This is a genomic window from Micromonospora echinospora, assembly GCF_014203425.1.
Lineage (GTDB): Bacteria > Actinomycetota > Actinomycetes > Mycobacteriales > Micromonosporaceae > Micromonospora > Micromonospora echinospora_A.
On record NZ_JACHJC010000001.1, the window covers coordinates 6,302,068 to 6,318,351 of the forward strand.

Annotated in this window: 21 protein-coding genes; 9 read left to right on the forward strand and 12 right to left on the reverse strand. The window is 72.5% G+C overall.

Features of this window, described 5'->3' with window-relative positions:
* Positions 1-513: 513 nt before the first annotated feature.
* On the forward strand, positions 514-981 hold the full coding sequence (locus tag FHU28_RS28330) for an NUDIX domain-containing protein (RefSeq protein ID WP_184687773.1): 468 nt from the start codon (positions 514-516) through the stop codon (positions 979-981).
* 61 nt (positions 982-1,042) lie between these two features.
* Here the strand turns inward: FHU28_RS28330 and FHU28_RS28335 are convergent, their stop codons facing one another.
* A complete protein-coding gene (locus FHU28_RS28335; RefSeq protein ID WP_221453316.1) occupies positions 1,043-1,312 on the reverse strand; it encodes a hypothetical protein in 270 nt (89 codons plus the stop codon).
* Positions 1,313-1,338: 26 nt separating this feature from the next.
* Positions 1,339-2,067, reverse strand: coding sequence for an SDR family oxidoreductase (locus FHU28_RS28340; RefSeq protein WP_184687775.1), 729 nt, complete (start codon positions 2,065-2,067; stop codon positions 1,339-1,341).
* A 75-nt stretch (positions 2,068-2,142) separates the two neighbouring features.
* Between FHU28_RS28340 and FHU28_RS28345 the strand changes: the two genes are divergently transcribed.
* Entirely contained in the window at positions 2,143-2,520 is a 378-nt protein-coding gene (locus tag FHU28_RS28345) for a MerR family transcriptional regulator (RefSeq protein WP_184687777.1), read from the forward strand.
* On the opposite strand, the gene FHU28_RS28350 is transcribed toward FHU28_RS28345, so the two are convergent.
* From FHU28_RS28350 to FHU28_RS28370, 5 genes are all read right to left on the reverse strand, one after another.
* On the reverse strand, positions 2,501-3,055 hold the full coding sequence (locus FHU28_RS28350) for a hypothetical protein (RefSeq protein WP_184687779.1): 555 nt from the start codon (positions 3,053-3,055) through the stop codon (positions 2,501-2,503). The genes FHU28_RS28345 and FHU28_RS28350 overlap by 20 nt on opposite strands.
* Positions 3,056-3,203: 148 nt before the next feature.
* Complete coding sequence (locus FHU28_RS28355) at positions 3,204-4,064, reverse strand: aminopeptidase (RefSeq protein WP_184687781.1); 861 nt, start codon at positions 4,062-4,064, stop codon at positions 3,204-3,206.
* A gap of 5 nt (positions 4,065-4,069) precedes the next feature.
* Positions 4,070-4,480, reverse strand: a complete 411-nt coding sequence (locus tag FHU28_RS28360; RefSeq protein WP_184687783.1) for a pyridoxamine 5'-phosphate oxidase family protein — start codon at positions 4,478-4,480, stop codon at positions 4,070-4,072.
* A 12-nt stretch (positions 4,481-4,492) separates the two neighbouring features.
* Positions 4,493-4,864 carry a hypothetical protein gene (locus FHU28_RS28365; RefSeq protein ID WP_184687785.1) on the reverse strand — a complete coding sequence of 124 codons (372 nt, stop codon included), beginning with the start codon at positions 4,862-4,864 and terminating at the stop codon, positions 4,493-4,495.
* Positions 4,865-4,913: 49 nt separating this feature from the next.
* The gene (locus tag FHU28_RS28370; RefSeq protein ID WP_184687787.1) at positions 4,914-5,354 is read right to left on the reverse strand and encodes an Rv0361 family membrane protein; all 441 of its coding nucleotides are present in this window, start codon (positions 5,352-5,354) and stop codon (positions 4,914-4,916) included.
* A 73-nt stretch (positions 5,355-5,427) separates the two neighbouring features.
* On the opposite strand from FHU28_RS28370, the gene FHU28_RS28375 reads away from it, so the two are divergent.
* The 5 genes from FHU28_RS28375 to FHU28_RS28395 all read left to right on the forward strand — a co-directional run bounded on the left by FHU28_RS28375 (position 5,428) and on the right by FHU28_RS28395 (position 10,229).
* Positions 5,428-6,228, forward strand: coding sequence for a class I SAM-dependent methyltransferase (locus tag FHU28_RS28375; RefSeq protein ID WP_184687789.1), 801 nt, complete (start codon positions 5,428-5,430; stop codon positions 6,226-6,228).
* Between the two features lie 135 nt (positions 6,229-6,363).
* On the forward strand, positions 6,364-7,539 hold the full coding sequence (locus FHU28_RS28380) for a sensor histidine kinase (RefSeq protein ID WP_184687791.1): 1,176 nt from the start codon (positions 6,364-6,366) through the stop codon (positions 7,537-7,539).
* Entirely contained in the window at positions 7,529-8,725 is a 1,197-nt protein-coding gene (locus tag FHU28_RS28385) for a hypothetical protein (protein WP_260413174.1), read from the forward strand. Before FHU28_RS28380 ends, FHU28_RS28385 begins: the two co-directional genes overlap by 11 nt.
* Positions 8,695-9,411 (forward strand): response regulator transcription factor, encoded by a 717-nt coding sequence (locus FHU28_RS28390; RefSeq protein WP_184687793.1) that lies wholly within the window; start codon positions 8,695-8,697, stop codon positions 9,409-9,411. Before FHU28_RS28385 ends, FHU28_RS28390 begins: the two co-directional genes overlap by 31 nt.
* Before the next feature lie 74 nt (positions 9,412-9,485).
* Positions 9,486-10,229, forward strand: a complete 744-nt coding sequence (locus FHU28_RS28395; RefSeq protein WP_184687795.1) for a hypothetical protein — start codon at positions 9,486-9,488, stop codon at positions 10,227-10,229.
* Between the two features lie 17 nt (positions 10,230-10,246).
* Here the strand turns inward: FHU28_RS28395 and FHU28_RS28400 are convergent, their stop codons facing one another.
* Positions 10,247-10,999, reverse strand: coding sequence for a lysophospholipid acyltransferase family protein (locus FHU28_RS28400; RefSeq protein WP_184687797.1), 753 nt, complete (start codon positions 10,997-10,999; stop codon positions 10,247-10,249).
* Positions 11,000-11,098: 99 nt separating this feature from the next.
* On the opposite strand from FHU28_RS28400, the gene FHU28_RS28405 reads away from it, so the two are divergent.
* Both FHU28_RS28405 and FHU28_RS28410 read left to right on the forward strand, forming a co-directional pair.
* Complete coding sequence (locus tag FHU28_RS28405) at positions 11,099-11,758, forward strand: alpha/beta hydrolase (protein ID WP_184687800.1); 660 nt, start codon at positions 11,099-11,101, stop codon at positions 11,756-11,758.
* A gap of 9 nt (positions 11,759-11,767) precedes the next feature.
* Positions 11,768-12,157: a VOC family protein gene (locus FHU28_RS28410; protein ID WP_184687802.1), complete on the forward strand. Its 390-nt coding sequence runs from the start codon at positions 11,768-11,770 to the stop codon at positions 12,155-12,157.
* 1 nt (position 12,158) lies between these two features.
* On the opposite strand, the gene FHU28_RS28415 is transcribed toward FHU28_RS28410, so the two are convergent.
* The 4 genes from FHU28_RS28415 to FHU28_RS28430 all read right to left on the reverse strand — a co-directional run bounded on the left by FHU28_RS28415 (position 12,159) and on the right by FHU28_RS28430 (position 16,278).
* The gene (locus FHU28_RS28415) at positions 12,159-14,222 is read right to left on the reverse strand and encodes an amylo-alpha-1,6-glucosidase (protein WP_184687804.1); all 2,064 of its coding nucleotides are present in this window, start codon (positions 14,220-14,222) and stop codon (positions 12,159-12,161) included.
* Positions 14,222-14,593 (reverse strand): SCP2 sterol-binding domain-containing protein, encoded by a 372-nt coding sequence (locus FHU28_RS28420; protein ID WP_184687806.1) that lies wholly within the window; start codon positions 14,591-14,593, stop codon positions 14,222-14,224. Before FHU28_RS28420 ends, FHU28_RS28415 begins: the two co-directional genes overlap by 1 nt.
* Before the next feature lie 160 nt (positions 14,594-14,753).
* Entirely contained in the window at positions 14,754-15,170 is a 417-nt protein-coding gene (locus FHU28_RS28425) for a CBS domain-containing protein (protein ID WP_184687808.1), read from the reverse strand.
* 85 nt (positions 15,171-15,255) lie between these two features.
* Positions 15,256-16,278: an aspartate-semialdehyde dehydrogenase gene (locus FHU28_RS28430; protein WP_184687810.1), complete on the reverse strand. Its 1,023-nt coding sequence runs from the start codon at positions 16,276-16,278 to the stop codon at positions 15,256-15,258.
* Positions 16,279-16,284 lie beyond the last annotated feature (6 nt).

Below are 16,284 nucleotides of genomic sequence, written 5' to 3' on the forward strand. Positions count from 1 at the left end.
GGGGCACGTTAACGCGGGTGAGTAACCGGGCGGCGTTGACCTGTCCCTCGGCTGAACGTCGGACAGGTGATCGCTTGGCGTGGACCACTACGCTTCGCACCAGAACGGTGGGACTCGACTCTCCACCTCCCGGGCTCTTGGAGGTAGTGGTGCCGGTCGTGCTCGGGCCATACCCGCTGTGTCCGACGTGCCAGAAGACGAACGGCGGCCTCATCGCCGCTCGGCACCGCCAGATTCACCTCCGGGCGCACGGCACGGAGGCGTGTGTCGATGCGGGTCTTGCCGGACTCATGGCCAGCCTCTGGGCTGTCTGCGACACGCGAAGCTGTTGCGAGAACGACCGCGGGCGGGCGTACGTCGTACCGACCGCGGATACCTGTGATGCAGCAGAACACCTGCTGACCAAGCTCGGACTGCGCCCGACGAATCTCGACGGGACCATCTATTTCCACAGGCCCAGCTCATTTCGACTGGATCCATGACGAGCGTCCTCCCAGCGACTACCGTTCCCTGATGGCCGTCTCGTCGTACGTGGCCCGGCTGCGGGCGGTGATCGGCCACGAGTTGATCCAGATGCCCTCGGTGTCGGTCGTGGTCGTCGACGACCGAGCACGGGTCCTGCTGGTACGTCATGCCGAGGACGGGAACGGGTGGGCGGTGCCCGGCGGCGCGGTCGACATCGGAGAGTCCCCGGCCCAGGCGGCCGTGCGTGAGATCCGCGAGGAAATCGGCGTTCGCATCAGCCGGCCACGGCTGCTGGACTTGCTCGGCGGCCCCGACTACGAGGTGACCTACCCGAACGGCGACCGCGTCGCCTACGTCACCGCGGTCTACCAGGCGACCATCGCCGACGGAGAGCCGATCCCCGACCACGAGGAGATCAGCGAACTGGACTGGTTCACCCCATCGCAGCTAGCCGGTGCCGATCTCAACCGCTTCTCCCGGGCTCTGCTGCGGGCCACCGGTCACCTCGCCGGTTGACGGCGACCGCTTCGCGCAGGCCACTCCGCCGCCGACGGTCGACAGAAAGGCAGCTTCCCGGTCAGTCCGGTCGGCGGTTGGCGTCCGCCCACTCCGCGTCGTTCCAGAGCGCGGGGACCGCGCCGACCGGCTGGAACCGGATATGCGGATCGTTGCTCTGGACGAGACACATGAGACGGCGGCCGATCAGGCTTGCGCTTCGGGAGTGATGCGCCATCGTGTCCAGCACGATCTGGGCGGACCGCGGGCAGTGCGTGGCGAACGTGTCGTAGCCGGTGAACACGAGGACGAGGCCGGCCGCCTCGGGCGTCCACCCGTACTCCTGGCTCAAGCGCCGGAAGGCGGCCGGTAGGCCGATCAGGCCGCCGTCAGCGCCGCCAGGGCACGGTCCATCGCGGCGTTGAACTCCTCCGGCGTCAGCGTCAGCCGGGACTTGACGTCCCGGCTCCACTGGTCGGCCAGCACCTCGGCGGCACCTGCCTCGACGCCGTCGAGCGCCGCGTCGGCTAGGTCGGACGGCGCGATCTTGTCCACGGGCCAGCCCGCTGACATGTCGGTGTCGGCCAGGCCGAGGTGTACCGCCGTCACGAGCGTGCCCTGCTCGGCGAGTTCCAGGCGTACGCCGTTCGTCATGGCCCAGGCGGCGGCCTTGGTCAGGTGGTACGCGCCGGCGCCCCTGGTCCCGAACCACGACATGGCGGAGAGGACGTTCACGATCGCGCCCCCGCCGTTGCGGGCCAGCGCCGGCGCGAACTCCCGGATCATTGCCAGGTGGCCGAGCACGTTGGTCTCCACCTCGTGTCGGACCGCCTCCAGCGAACCGGTCACCAGGTCGGTTCCGGTCTGGATGCCCGCGTTGTTGACGAGCAGCGTGACGTCCGGGGCGGCCTCGGCGACGGCCCGCACGGATGTGGCAGTGGTGATGTCGAGCGGCAGCACCTCGACCCCGGGCAGGTCGACGGTCTCCGGCCGGCGGGCGGTCGCGTAGACCTTGCGGGCGCCGCGTTCGAGCAGGCGCTGGGCGAAGGCGCGGCCCAGGCCGCGGTTGGCTCCGGTGACGAGGGCTACCGAGTTGTTGATGTCCATGCCCGGTACGCTAAAACCTGACGTTGACGTCAGAGACAAGTGCTGTTCGCCCGGACCGGAGTGAGAGGAGTCACCGTGCCCGTCACCGAGACCGCGCCCGAGCCGCTGATCCGCATCGGCGAGGTGGCGCGCGGCGCCGGTGTCTCGGTGCGCGCCGTGCGCTACTACGAGGAGCAGGGGCTTCTCGCCCCCAGGCGCAGCCCGTCCGGCCAGCGCCTCTACCGGCCGGACACGGTCACGCTGGTTCGCTTCATCCAGCAGATGTACGCCGCCGGCCTGACCAGCAGCCGGATCGCGGAACTCCTGCCGTGCTGGGACTCCGGACACACCGACCCCAGGCAGCGGGCCATGCTTCGCGCCGAGCGCGAGCGCATCCAGGCCAAGGTCGACGAGCTCCGGGCCGCCCTGGACCGCCTCGACGAGGTCATCGCGATCACCGACAACCACCCGTAGGCGGAGGCCCAGGCCTAGGAGTCCGCGGGTTCGGCGCCGCTGCATTCGCCGGTCGCCGACTGAAGCGGTAGGTCCCGGCTCGCACAGCGACCGAGGCTGCCACCGCCGCGTGGACGGCGACCCAGAGCCCTATGGCCGCCGGGTGCCAGGGCCGCAGGTGATCCCGGACCAAGCTCCCGGCGTCCGGGTCGCCGCTCCAGTTGTAGGCCGCCGGACTGAACCGGTATTCGAACCAGACCACTGCGGTGACGAGAACCGTCGCCAGCACCGCGCGGACGAACGGTTCGGTGCGGCCCTCCCGCACCAGATGATCTCCGGGTACGAACATCAGCACCAGGACCAGATTGATCAGAGCAAAGAAGCCGACCACGGCCATCGCACCGCTGGAGTAGCTGGAGACGAAGATCGGCAGAGTCCGGTCGCCGGGATCGAGGTCGGCGGAGGCGGCAGACGTGGTGCCGGCCACGCCCACCCACCACAGCAGCGGACCGACAAACACCATGAGGATCAGCAGGACCCATCGACCACTTGCCATCGCGGCAGCCTAGCGAGCATGTTCGGCGCCGGGTGTCCCTGATTGTCTCGTCGGAGCGCCCTGTCCGCCCGGGGCGGTGCGAGGGCGTGCTACGTCTCGTCCCGTTGTCAGCGAGCTCCGCTAGCTCAACTGGCAGAGCAGCGGACTCTCAAGACGGCTGTCGGCCCTCGGTCTCGCTGTGGGCGCGCAGTGCGCCGACGACCGCCAGCCCCACGCCGCCGAGAGCGACAGCCGTCTCCACCGCCGAGGACACCTGCAGGGCGCCTCCCGCCGAAGCGCCCACGCTCACCATGATTCCCGGTTGCAGGAAGGCGTCCTCGGCGGGCTTGACCAGGGTCCACCAGCTCGTCCATGTGGCGGCGAGGTCCGAGCAGATCCGCACGGCGACCAGCGACAGCAGGACCATCCCCGCCGGGAGAAGCCCGCGTCGGTCGCCCCGCCGTCCGGACCATGCGAGCACCCCGGCGGTCACGAGCGCGGCGAGCAACGCCGGCCACACCGCCGCGAACAGGTCGGGCAGCGGCGGCTCGCCGGGCGTCAGCGCCACGCGCGACACGCACCAGGCGAGCACGGCGACCGCCAGGGCCGTCGTCACCACACCCCGCCGCCCGCCGCGTGCCGGCAACGCCGACACGGCAGCCCACAGCAGGAGTACGCCGAGAGCCAGGCCCCCGGCTGTCAGCCGCTGCCGGTCCATGCCGTCCTGCCAGCTCTCCAGCAGGTACGCCCGCCCCGCAGCCTGCCCTCGTGCCGGCTCACCCGCGTCCGCCGCCTGTTCCCCGTGCCAGCGCAGGTTCGCCACCGTCACCAGGGCGAACAGCCCGGCGCCGGCGGCGACACCCCACCTCACCCGGGGAGCACCGGAGGCGGTGAGCGCGTGCCCGCACAAGGCCGCCAGCGTGGCCACTGCCCACAGAAGCGACGCCTCCCGCATGGCGAGCAGTGCCGCCCCGACCGACAGCAGGGCGGCCACGACCGCGGCGACTCGCAGACCCGCAGACAGCGTCATGCCGGTCATCGTGCCGTTCCGGCGAGCAGCCATCGCTGGACGGGCACCTCCAGCAGCACCCGGTCCCCGTCCGTCGTGACCGGCTGCCGGATGTCCCATCCCCCGTACTTCTCCGCGAACGCCGCGACGATCCCGGGCGGGAGGCCGGCGCGGTGTACGCGCGCCTCGCCCTCCGCGACTACCGGGTGGACGCCGTCCTCCAGGGCGAGCGAGACGCGGGGGTCGGCCGACACGTTGCGGGCCTTGACACTGCGCCCCTCGCAGCCGATCCACCAGACGCCGTCGGCGTAGACGAACCACACGGGCGTGACGTGCGGTGAGCCGTCACGGCGCAGCGTGCAGAGCCAGACGTTGCGCTCGCGGGCGAGCCGGTCCTCGACGGCCGGCGGGAGCGGTGTGGTGGGAGGTGAGGTCATGCGACAAGTGGATCAGGCGTGGCGCGGAGGCTCGCCGCCGGGCCGGACGGATTGTTCCCGTCGCGCCGCGTGCCGCGCCTGCAACCCGACGGCGCCGATCAGCGTCACCACGAGCACGGCGGCAGCCTGCCAGGCCCGGTCGGCGCGCCCGTCGGAGCAGCTCCGGTTCGCCATGTCCAGGTAGTAGGCCCGGTCCGGGTAGTCGGGGACGTCCCGCCAGTGGCTGAGATCCATCACGAGCGCGTTGCCGCAACTGGTGTTCTTCTCGTGGTCGCCGGGGCCGATCCGCACCGGCATCAGCAGCAGGAAGGCGATCACGACTGCGCCGAGCAGCGCCACCAGGAACGGGCCGAGCCCCAGGCCGCGCGGAGACTCCCCCGTCATGCCGCGCAGTATGCCCGAACCATGAACGCCCCACCGCCCCGCAACCGGCTCACTCGCAGATCCGCCACTCCCCGTCCTCCTTGACCATCGGGAACGACTGGGTCACGTTGGTGCCGGTCGACGGCGTGAAGCGGATGGTCGTCGAACCGCTCACCCGCCCGTTGTTGTTCGACACGTTCAGCCCGGTGATGTCGTAGCCGGTGAACTCCGGCTGGGAGGACTGCTGCTGGGCGAATTCGGCCTCGCTGACCCGGTCGCGCACGGAGGAGCAGAGCTGCCGGTACGCGGTGGGGTAGTCCCGGTCGACGATCGCCTCGGCATAGGTCTGCACAGTGGACCGGGCCGGGCCGGTGGCTTCCTGTACGACCCGGAAGAGGAAGAAGCCGCCGAGCACACCGCCGGAGCAACAGATCGCCAGCACCACGCCGAGCACGATGAACAGGGTTCGCTTGGACTTCTTCGGCGGCACCATGGCCGGCTGGTATGCCATACCCCGCAGGGTAGAAAACGCGAGCAACGGTAAACCGGATGCCGTGGCTCCGCTTCTCGGCGACCATCGACTGATGTCCGCACACCGTCCGCCCGAGCCGGACGTCCGGCGCTACTACACCGATGTCTACGTCGAGGCGGACCGGCTGGAACGGTCACCGCAGGGCCGGCTGGAGGCACGGCGTACCCGTGATCTGCTCGCCCGGCTGCTGCCCGCCGCGCCGGCCGACGTGCTGGACGTCGGCGGCGGCCCGGGAGCATATGCCGGCCCGCTCGCCGCGGCCGGCTACCGGGTGCACCTGATCGACCTGGTGCCCGCGCACGTGGCGGCGGCGCGGGCCGCGTACCCGCTGGTCACCGCGTCGGTGGGCGATGCCCGCGCGTTGCCGCTGCCGGACGCGGCGACGGACGCGACGCTGCTGCTCGGCCCGCTCTACCACCTGCCGCTACGGTCCGACCGGGTGGCCGCGCTGCGGGAGGCGGCCCGGGTGACCCGGCCCGGCGGGCCGGTCGTGGCGGCGGCGATCAGCCGCAACGCCGCCCTGATCGACCTGACCGCGCAGGGCCGGGTGGACGAGCACAACCGGCGGTTGCTGCGCGCCGAGTACGAGACCGGGGTGAACGATCCGCGGACCGGTTTCACCACCGCGTTCTTCCACCGGCCGGAGGAACTGGTCGCCGAGTTCGTCGCGGCCGGACTGCACACACCCGAGGTGTACGGGGTGGAGGGTCCACTCTGGCCGCTGCTCGACGCGCTCGGCACCGAGTCGCACGAGCCGCTGTTCGAGAACGCGGTGACCTGCGCCGAGACGTTCGAGCGGGACGCCTCGATCCTCGGCGCCAGCGGTCACCTGCTCGCCACCGCGCGCCGCTGAACCCCTGCCGCTTCACGGCGGAGCGAAACTCGTCAAGCACCAAGGGTGACCAGTTCCGACAAACCGTGTTATTCTCCGGCGTCAATCTATGCCGTGCGGACCCGGCCGGGTCGCTGCCGGAAGGACATCTCCCCGATGCCGGTCGCTGCCGCCATGCCCCTGCCCGGGTCTCCCCCGGCCCGTCCGGCGGGCGAGGCGTTCGCCCTCATCTTCACGACGTTCCCTGCCCTTCTGCGGCTCACCTGCGGCCTGGTCGGCGCGGTGGTCGCGCTGTCGGTGCGGACGCCGCCGGTGCGGGTGGCGCTGCTGATCCCCGCTGTCGTCGTGCTCACCGCCTGGTCGGTCTGGTACGCGTGGCGGGCGTTCCGGCACGGCATCGACGGCCCGTTGGTGGCCGGCGACGTCGCGCTGACCACCGCCGCCGCGTTCGCCGTCCCGTGGCTGGTCGCGCCGGAGGTGCTGCCGGGCGAGGCGAGCTGGATCGCGGTACTCGCCAGCTCCACGGTGATCAACGCGCAGGCCACCGCCCCGGCGCGCTGGTCGGTGCCGGCCGGGCTGCTGGTCACCGCCGCGTACGTCACCGGGGCCACGCTGGCCGGCAACCCGGTCGAGGCGCGGGCGCACGCCGGCACGCTGCTGGTGCAGACCGGAAGCACGGCGGTGATGACAGCGGTGATGCGCCGCCGGATCGGCCGCGCCGACGCCGCGTTCGCCGGCTACCAGCGGTTGTCCCACGAGGCGGTGGTGGCGCGCGCCGCCCGCGAGGCCGAACGGCGGCACAACCGCGACCTGCACGACACCGTCCTGGGCACGCTCACCATGGTCGGTCTCGGCGCGGTCCCCGACTCGGCGACGCTGCGGGAGCGGTGCGCGCACGATCTGCGTACCCTCACCGCCCTGGCCGGCGCGCGGTCCGCGGGCGCGGCCGGCGAGACCGACCTGGACGAACGGCTGCGCGAGGTGCTCGCCGGGATGCCCGGGCCGGCGGTGACCGCGACGCTTGCGCCGTGCCGGCTGCCGGCGGAGGTCGCCACGGCGCTCGCGGACAGCGCCGCCGCCGCGCTCGCGAACGTGGCGCGGCACGCGCCGGGCGCGGCTGCCTCGCTGCGCCTGGCCCGTGAGGGCTCCGCCGTCGTGGTCGAGGTGGCCGACGACGGTCCGGGCTTCGATCCCGCCACGGTCCCGGCCCACCGGTACGGGCTGCGCGAGTCGATCCACGGGCGGATGGCCACTGTGGGCGGACGCGCGGTGGTGGCTTCTGCCCCTGGCGCGGGCACCCGGATTCGGCTGGAGTGGTCCGATGGCGACTGAGTCGGGTACGGCGCTGACCGCCGACTCCGTGCTGCGCCCGCTGCCCCGGCCGCGGGTGGCGACGCGCCCAGCGCCGGCCACGGCCCCGCCGGAGGCGCACGCGGTGGCCGACGCGTCCGACGGGGGCGCGCGGATCGCCGCGATCGTCATCGCGGCGGCCTGGCACCTGGCGGTCGCGCTGCCGGCCGTGTTGCGGGCCGGACCGGGAATGGCGGCCCCGGCCGTGGTGGCGGCGGGCTGGCTGGTGACCGCGCTGGTCGGAGTCGGGACCGGCGTACGGCTGCTGCGCGGCGGACTGCCCCCGGCCCGGCCGCTGGCAGTGGTGCTGCTGGTGGTCGACGCGGCGGTCGTCGCGGGCGCCGGCGAGCGCTTCCTGTTCAGCACCGCCAACTGGGTGTGGGGCGGCCTGGCCTGGTTCTTCCTGCTGGCGCTCTGGCAGCGGTCGGTGCGCTGGCTGCTGGTCATGCTCGCCGCGCACGGCGCGACAGCGATGACGGCGGTGGTGCTGTACGGCGCGACCGCGCCGGCCGATCTGAGCCGGGCCACGATGTACGTTTACGGCACCTCCACCCTGCCGGTGGCGGTCTTCGTCGGCGCGGCGGCGATCACCGCGCAGGCCCGCGACCGGGCGGCCACCGCGGCGGCGGCGCTGGCCGTGGCGGCGGAGCGGGAGGCGGCCGAGCGGGCCCGCACCGAGCGCCAGGAACGGCTGGCTCTGGTCAGTGGTACCGCCGAGGAGGTGCTCGCCGAACTGGCGGCGGGCGACGCCGACCCGGCCGATCCGGCGGTGCGGCGGCGGGCGGTGCTGGCCGCCGCCCGGCTGCGCCGGCTCATCGCCGAGTCGGACGACGTGCCCGACGCGCTGCTGCACGAGCTGCGCGCGGCGGCCGACCTGGCCGAGCGCAACGGGCTGCCGATCGACCTGGTCGCGGTCGGCATGCCACCGGAGCTGCCGGTGGAGATCCGGCGAGGGCTGGCCGACCCGCTGACGGCGGCGCTCGCCGCGGCCGAGGGCTGGGCCCGGCTGACGGTGGTCGCGGGACCGGACGAGGTGGTGGTCAGCCTGGTGACACCGGATCACGACGGCCCGGACGAGACAACGACCGGTGGGGGTGGGCCGGTGGAACACCTGCACGAGCGGGACGGGGAGATCAGATGGACGCAGACCCGCTGGCGGCGGACGTGAACGCCGGGTGGCCGATCAGGGTGGCGATCGTGGACGACCACCCGGTGGTGATCGACGGGGTGCGTGCCTGGCTGGCCGGCGAGCCGCGGTTGCGGGTGGTGGCCACCGGCGACGACCCGGACGAGGTGCTGCGGGCCGCTCCCGACGCCGAGGTGGTGCTCCTCGACCTGCGCCTGCACGGCCGGATGGTGCTGGACAAGCTGGCCGAGCTGAGCGCGGCCGGGCGCCGGGTGGTGGTCTACTCCGAGCACAGCGACCCGCCGACCATGCTGGCCGCGCTGGACGCGGGCGCGGTGGCGTTCCTGGCCAAGCACGAGGGACGCGAGCACTGTGTGGGAACCGTGCTGGCGGCGGCGCACGACCGGCCGTACGTGCCGCCCGCGCTGGCCGGCGCGATGGTCGGCGACGCCCGTCCGGATCGTCCGGCCCTGTCGGACAAGGAGCGTGAGGCGCTGCTGTTGTGGTTCCAGTCGATGTCGAAGGCGTCGGTGGCGCGCCGGATGCAGATCAGCGAGCACACAGTGAAGCAGTACGTCGACCGAGCGCGGATCAAGTACACCCGAGCGGGGCGTCCGGCCGCCACGAAGGCGGCTCTGCTTGCCCGGGCGATCGAGGACGGACTCGTCCGACCGGAAGATATCGGCATCTACCGGTCGCAGGCGTCGGCCGACCGGCCGACCCCCTAACAGGTGTCATGACAATCACCCTACGAATCCGGCAGGCTCCCTGATACCGCCAACCGTCACCGGGAGGTCGTACCGTGCCGGAGGACGCCGCACCATTCTTCGTCGGGCCGCATCGGTTCGACGCCGACGCCGACCCGACCCGTCCCGTGCTCGACCGGCGTTACGCGCTGGTGCCCGAGCCGGGTGAACGCCTGCTCGGGAACCATCTGCTGCGGGTCGCCGGTCACCTGCTGGGCCCCACCGAGGACGTCCGCTGCTGGGCGCTGCCCACGCCGGCGACGATCACCGTGACCGACCGCCGCCTGGTGTACGTCTGCAGTGGCTCCGAGTTGTCAGTGGTCCCCGGGCGGGACAGCCGGACGGGTGCCCGGCACCGGCGTCCGGTCCGGCTGTCCCGCCTGGTCAGCGGTCAGATCCGCTGGCAGTGGCCATCCCGGCTGGAACTGGCCGACCTCGGAGACGGCACGGCCGAGTTGCGCGTGGTCTGCGATGCGCTGCGCACCATCCGGCAGCCGGCGCTGGCACTGAGCGGCCCGGTCGGGCCGGTCGCCGGGCTGGCCCGGCAGGTACGCCGCTCGGTGGCCGGATACCGCCTGGCCAACCCCGATCTGGTCGACCTCTCCCCGCCGGAGCGGGACGCGCTCTCCACCCGGGTCGCCGCCTCCCCCGGGCCGATGCTCGGCACTGTGACGCTGCCGGGCTCGCTGCCGGTGGAGTTCCTGTCCCGCGACGACTACTACCGTCCGCCGGTGGCCGAGGTGTCGCCGTGGGCACGGTCGGACGTCCCGGCCCGCGACCAGCCCGGCTCCGCCTGCTGACGCGCGCGGCCGCGCGGTCAGGAGGCGCTGCGGGTGCGCCGCTCGGACCGGTCCAGCTCGACGGCCTCCTCCGGGGTGGGCGCGCTGCCGCCCAGGTGCGCCGGCTGCCACCAGGCGTCGTCCGGGCCGGACGGCTGGTCCGGGTACTCCCGCTGGGCCCGGTCGACAAGCGCCGACAGGCGGGTACGCAGGTCGGCGGTCATGACCGTGGCGTCCGGGTAGGCGGCCGGGTCCATCGGCTCGCCGACGATGATGGTGATCGGCGTGTGCCGGCGGGTGAGCGTGCGCGGGCGGCCCTTGGTCCACAGTCGCTGCGTGCCCCAGAGCGCCACCGGCAGCAACGGCACGCCGGCCTCCTGCGACATCCGGGCCGCGCCGTTCTTGAGGTCCTTGACGGTGAAGGAGCGGCTGATCGTCGCCTCCGGGAAGACGCCGACCACCTCGCCGCGGCGCAGCGCGCCGACAGCGCTGGCGTACGAGCCGGCGCCGGCGGAGCGGTTGACCGGGATGTGCTTCATGCCGCGCATCAGCGGGCCGGACACGCTGTGCCGGAAGACGCTGTCCTTGGCCATGAACCGGACCAGCCGCTTGGCCGGGTGCGCGCCGTAGCCGCAGAAGATGAAGTCGAGGTAGCTCACGTGGTTGGACGCGAGCACCGCCCCTCCGCTGCGCGGCACGTGGTCGCTGCCGGACACGTCCAGGCGCAGGTCGAGCAGGCGGAACATCGTCTTCGCGGCGGTGATCACGGGTGGGTACACGAGTTCCGGCATGGCGAAACTTTACCCCGGGTAGGTTACGCGACCGTAGGGGCGATCTGCCCTCGGCAGACCGGGCTCGCGCACCGGGCCGGGTGCGGCGACGATGGCGCCATGACCGAACGCGCTGTCCTGCTCTGGATCCACGGCGGAGGCTGGCGCGCCCGCGCCGAGGAGGACGGCGCGGCGCTCGCGTCCCTCGGGCTGCGCGTGGTCGAGGCCACCTACCGGTTCTCCCACCAGGCACGCTGGCCGGCCCAGCTCGACGACATACGCGAAGCCGCGCGCGCCGCCCGGACCGGGGCGGACGACCTGCGGCTGCTGGTGGGCGGCGATTCGGCGGGCGGGATGCTGGCCCTTCAGCTCGCCCTGCGCGGGGTGGACCGGCCCGGCGATGTGGCGGGCGTGCTCGCGTACTGGGCGCCCGTCGACCCGCTCGACCCGGAGCAGCGGCGCGGGCGTGCCCCCGGCGACGACCCGTGGGCCGACCTGCTGGGCCACCCGCCGGCCGCGGGCGACCCGGCCACCACCGACGCGACAGTGGCCACCCACCTGGGCTCCGGCGTGCCGGTGCTGCTGGTCCAGGGCCGCGACGACGTCGCGGTGCCGGCCGCCCAGTCGATCGAGCTGACCGCCCGGCTGCTCGCCGCCGGCCACCCGGTACACCTGTGGCTCACAGACGGCGGTCACGCGCTCGACCTGGACCGGCCCGACCTGCGCGCGGTGGCCGCCGCGTTCCTGGACAGTGTCCTGCCCGCCGTCGCGGGCGACTAGGTTCGAGGCATGCCCGACCTCGCCGCGATCGTCATCCACTGCCGCGACCCCTACCTGCTCGCGCCGTTCTGGAGCGCGGTCACCGGGTTGCCGGTGGTCGAGGAGGACCGGGTCAAGCTCGCCGAGGGCACGCTCGACCCGGCCGAGGCGGTGCTGCTGCGCGACCCGCACGGCCGCCGGCCGGACCTGTGGATCAGCCCCGCCGCCGAGCTGCCAGAGCCCGGCCGGATCCACCTCGACCTGGTCGGCGACGCCGAGGAGCGGGCCGCCGTGCTGGAGGCGGGCGCGACAGTGGTGCGCGAGCTGCCGCGCTGGACCGTGCTGGCCGACCCGGAGGGCAACGAGTTCTGCCTGCTGCCGCCGAACGAGGCGCACAGCGCGCCGCCTCCCGGGCACTGACTCAGTCGGCCAGTTCGTCGTCGAGGTTGAGCCGGCCCCGCGCGAACGCGTCCAGCCGGCCCCAGCGGCCCGGGATGTCCAGCAACTCGATGCGTCCCATGCCCACCGGCAGGCCCGGATCCACAGCCAGGTGCCCCTCGTGCGGCTCCAGGCCCAGCATGGTGCGGATCAGCAACAGCGGGGCGCCGGTGGACCACGCCTGCGGACTGCACGCGGTCGGGTACTCCACCGGGAACTTCGTCAGCTCCCGCTGGTAGCCGCCGAACGCCTCCGGCAGGCGGCCGTCGAAGTAGGTGGCCGCGTCGAGGATGCCGTTGGCCACGGTGGCCGCCTCCTCGGTGAAGCCGTACCGGCGCAGGCCCCACGCGACGAACGAGTTGTCGAACGGCCAGATCGTGCCGTTGTGGTAGCCGATCGGGTTGTAGCGGACCTCGCCCTCGGCCAGCGTCCGCACCCCCCAGCCGGACCAGAGCCGGGGCCCCACCAGATGCTCGGCGATCTGCGGCGCCCGTTCCTCGTCGACGATCCCGCTCCACAGCAGGTGACCGATGTTGGAGCTGAGCACGTCGCACTGGCGCCCGTCCGGGTCCAGCGCGAGCGCGTAGAAGCCGCGGTCGGCTACCCACCAGTCCTGGTTGAAGCGCCGCTTCAGCTCCGCGGCCTCGCGTTCGAGCTGATCGGCATACGTGTGGTCGCCCCAGAACTCCCGGGCCAGGCGGGCCGCGCGCACCTTCGCGTCGTACGCGTACCCCTGCACCTCACAGGTGGCCCGGGGAAACGGCGGCAGCGTGCCGTCGGCGTACGAGATGGAGTCCCACGAGTCCTTCCAGCACTGGTTCTCCAGGCCGGTGTCGGTGTTGCGCCGCTCGTACCAGATGTAGCCGTTGCCGATCAGGTCGGCGTACTTGTCGATCCACTTCAGCGCGGCCCGGCACTCCACTTCCAGCTCCTTGACCAGCGCGCCGTCGCCGCTCCACCGCTCGTACTCGTCGAGCAGCACCACGAACAGCGGGGTCGCGTCCACCGAGCCGTAGTACGGCGAGTGCGGCTGCTCCTCGAACGCGGCGGTCTCGCCGTAGCGCATCTCGTGCAGGATGCGCCCGGGGTCCTCGTCCCGGAAGTCGTCGAACCGGGTGCCCTGGAGCGCGGCGAGGATCCGCAGCGTGGTCTTCGACAGCTCCGGCGCGAACGGCAGCACCTGAAGACAGGTGAGGATGCTGTCCCGGCCGAACATGGTCATGAACCACGGCAGGCCGGCGGCCGGCAGCGTCTGCCCGCCGAGCGACAGCGGCGAGAAGCGCAGCGCCGCGAGGTCGACCAGGCTCCGCCGGTAGGTCGCGGCAAGCTCTTCGTGCTCGCTGTTCAGCTTCGGCGCCCGGCTGATCCACTCCTCCAGGTCCTGCTGGAGCGCGAGCCGCTCGACGCCGTGCGCGCGCAGCCCGATCCGCAGGTCCCGGCCGCCGGGACCGATGGCGAACGTCTGCACGTCGATGACGGCGTCCCACTGCTCGTTGGGTTCCAGCCGCAGGCTCCAGGCGAAGCCGCGTTTGTCGTAGCGGGCCGGCTGGTTGGCGGAGACGACGGTCTCGCGCCGGAAGTTGCCCCGCCGGTAGCCCAGGCGCAGCCGGTCCGACTCGGCCTCGGCGTACAGCTCGCCCTTCTTGTTCAGGATCTCGTCCTTGATCTGGAAGAGGTCGGCGAAGTCGGACCCGGCGTCCATCCGGATCTCCAGGTCCACTGCCTTCTCGTCGTGGTTGAGGATGGTCAGCGTCTCCCGGAAGCTGCCGCCCACCGCCCGCTCCCGGATCACCGACAGCTTCGCGTCGATGTAGTGCGTGGCCACGCCGGGCACCAGGAAGAACCGGGCCTCGTAGTACTGCAGGTCGTCGTAGGACAGCGAGTTGAGCCGCTCGCCGTTGACTGTGAGCACCCACTTCGACAGGTAGCGCGTGTCGAGCGAGAAGAGACCCGTCGGCTCGTTCGGCGCGGCCTCGATGTCGCCGGTGTCCTCGCTGACCACGAAGGTGTTGCCGTCCAGGATGCGGACGATGTTTGCCCCGGGCATCAGGCATCCCTCCCACCGAACGTGTGACGTGGTCCCCGGGAATCCGGCGGACCGGGGAAGACCCGCTCGACCTGCAACACCAGCCGCAGGTCGCCGACGACTGTCATGTCGCCGCGCAGCAGCGCCGCGATGGCGTTCTCCTCGCCGCCGACCAGCTCGGCGAAGAGGCGGGGCTCGGTGCCGACCACGGTGTCCGCCTCGCCGTCCTCCTGCCGGACCCGCAGGTTGCCCCGGTCGATCTCCAGCAGCCAGTGCGTGGTGTGCGGGCCCTCGTGCAGGTCGAAGCGAAGCGTTCCGGATGTCTTGACCAACAAGGGCTCGAACCCCCGCCGGTCCAGGTCCTCGAAGAATCTTGTGGCCATGTCCACCACCGGGCGACTCCTCCCGCGATCTGCGGTCTTCCGTCCGAGATGCGGTGTGCCCACCCGTTCCGCGGTCAACCTCGCCCGATCCGGGTGAGCGCGGCGTCGCGGGCGTGACGCGAAGACGCCGGCCCCCGAACCGGGGGCCGGCGTCACCGCGTCGGACAGGTCAGTTGTTGGGGTCGTCGGCGCTGATGTCCGCGAGCACCGACTGGGGTTCGCGCTCGACCGCCAGGTCACCCATGGAGATCAGGCCGACCAGCCGGCCGTCGTCGACCACCGGGAGCCGGCGGACCGCGTACGTGCGCATCAGGTCGGCGGCGGCCACCACGTCGTCGTACTGGCTCACCGTCACCACGTCCTTGCTGGTGATCTGGTTGAGCCGGGTGGCGGTGGGGTCCATGTCCTCAGCCACGCCCCGCACCGTGATGTCCCGGTCCGTGACGATTCCAACCACGTTGCCGTCGTCGGTCACCACCACGTCGCCGATGGCGCTGTCGCGCATCTCCTGCGCCGCGGCGATGAGCGTGTCGTTGCCGTCCATCGTCACCAACCGGGTCGTCATGAACTCTCCGACCGTTGTCATGGTGCTCCCCTCTCGGTGTCGGCACGGCGGTCTACCCGCCGCCCGAGGCGGGGTAACGCGGGGGCGGCCACGACGACGACCGGCCTCAGCGCTCGGCGGCGACCAGCTCGGCGAGTTGCACGGCGTTCAGCGCCGCGCCCTTGCGCAGGTTGTCGTTCGCGCAGAACAGCGCGAGCCCGTACTCGACGGTCTCGTCGGCGCGGATCCGCCCGACGTACGTCGGATCCTGGCCGGCCGCCTCCAGCGGGGTGGGCACGTCGCGCAGCGCCACACCCGGCGCGCCGTCGAGCAGCTCGCGGGCCCGGGCCGGGGTGATCGGGCGGGCGAACCGGGCGTTGATCTGCAACGAGTGGCCGGTGAAGACCGGGACCCGCACGCAGGTGCCGGAGACCTTCAGCCCGGGGATCTCCAGGATCTTGCGGCTCTCGTTGCGCAGCTTCTGTTCCTCGTCGGTCTCGTCGGAGCCGTCGTCGACGATCGAGCCGGCCAGCGGGAGCACGTTGAAGGCGATCGGGCGGGCGAACGAGCGCGGCGCCGGGAACTCGACGGACGAGCCGTCGAACGCGAGCCCGGTGGCGTCCTCGGCCACCTTGCGGACCTGCTCGTCCAGCTCCGCCACGCCGGCCAGGCCCGCGCCGGACACCGCCTGGTAGGTGGCGACCACCAGGCTGACCAGCTCGGCCTCGGCGTGCAGCGGGCGCAGCACCGGCATCGCGGCCATCGTGGTGCAGTTGGGGTTCGCCACGATGCCCTTCGGGCGGTCGGCGATCGCGTGCGGGTTGACCTCGGCGACCACCAGCGGCACCTGCGGGTCCATCCGGAACGCCGACGAGTTGTCGATCACCACGGCGCCGGTCTCGGCGACCCGGGGAGCCAGCTCCTTCGCGGTGCCCTTGCCCGCCGAGAAGAGCACGATGTCCAGGCCGCGGTAGTCCGCGGTGGCCGCGTCCTCGACTGTGACCTCGCCGTCGCGCCAGGGCAGCGTGCGCCCGGCCGACCGGGCCGAGGCGAACAGGCGCACCTGCTCCGCCGGGAACTCGCGCTCCGCCAGCACCTGCCGCATGACGCCACCGACCTGGCCGGTGGCTCCCACAATGCCGATCCTCATGCCCGC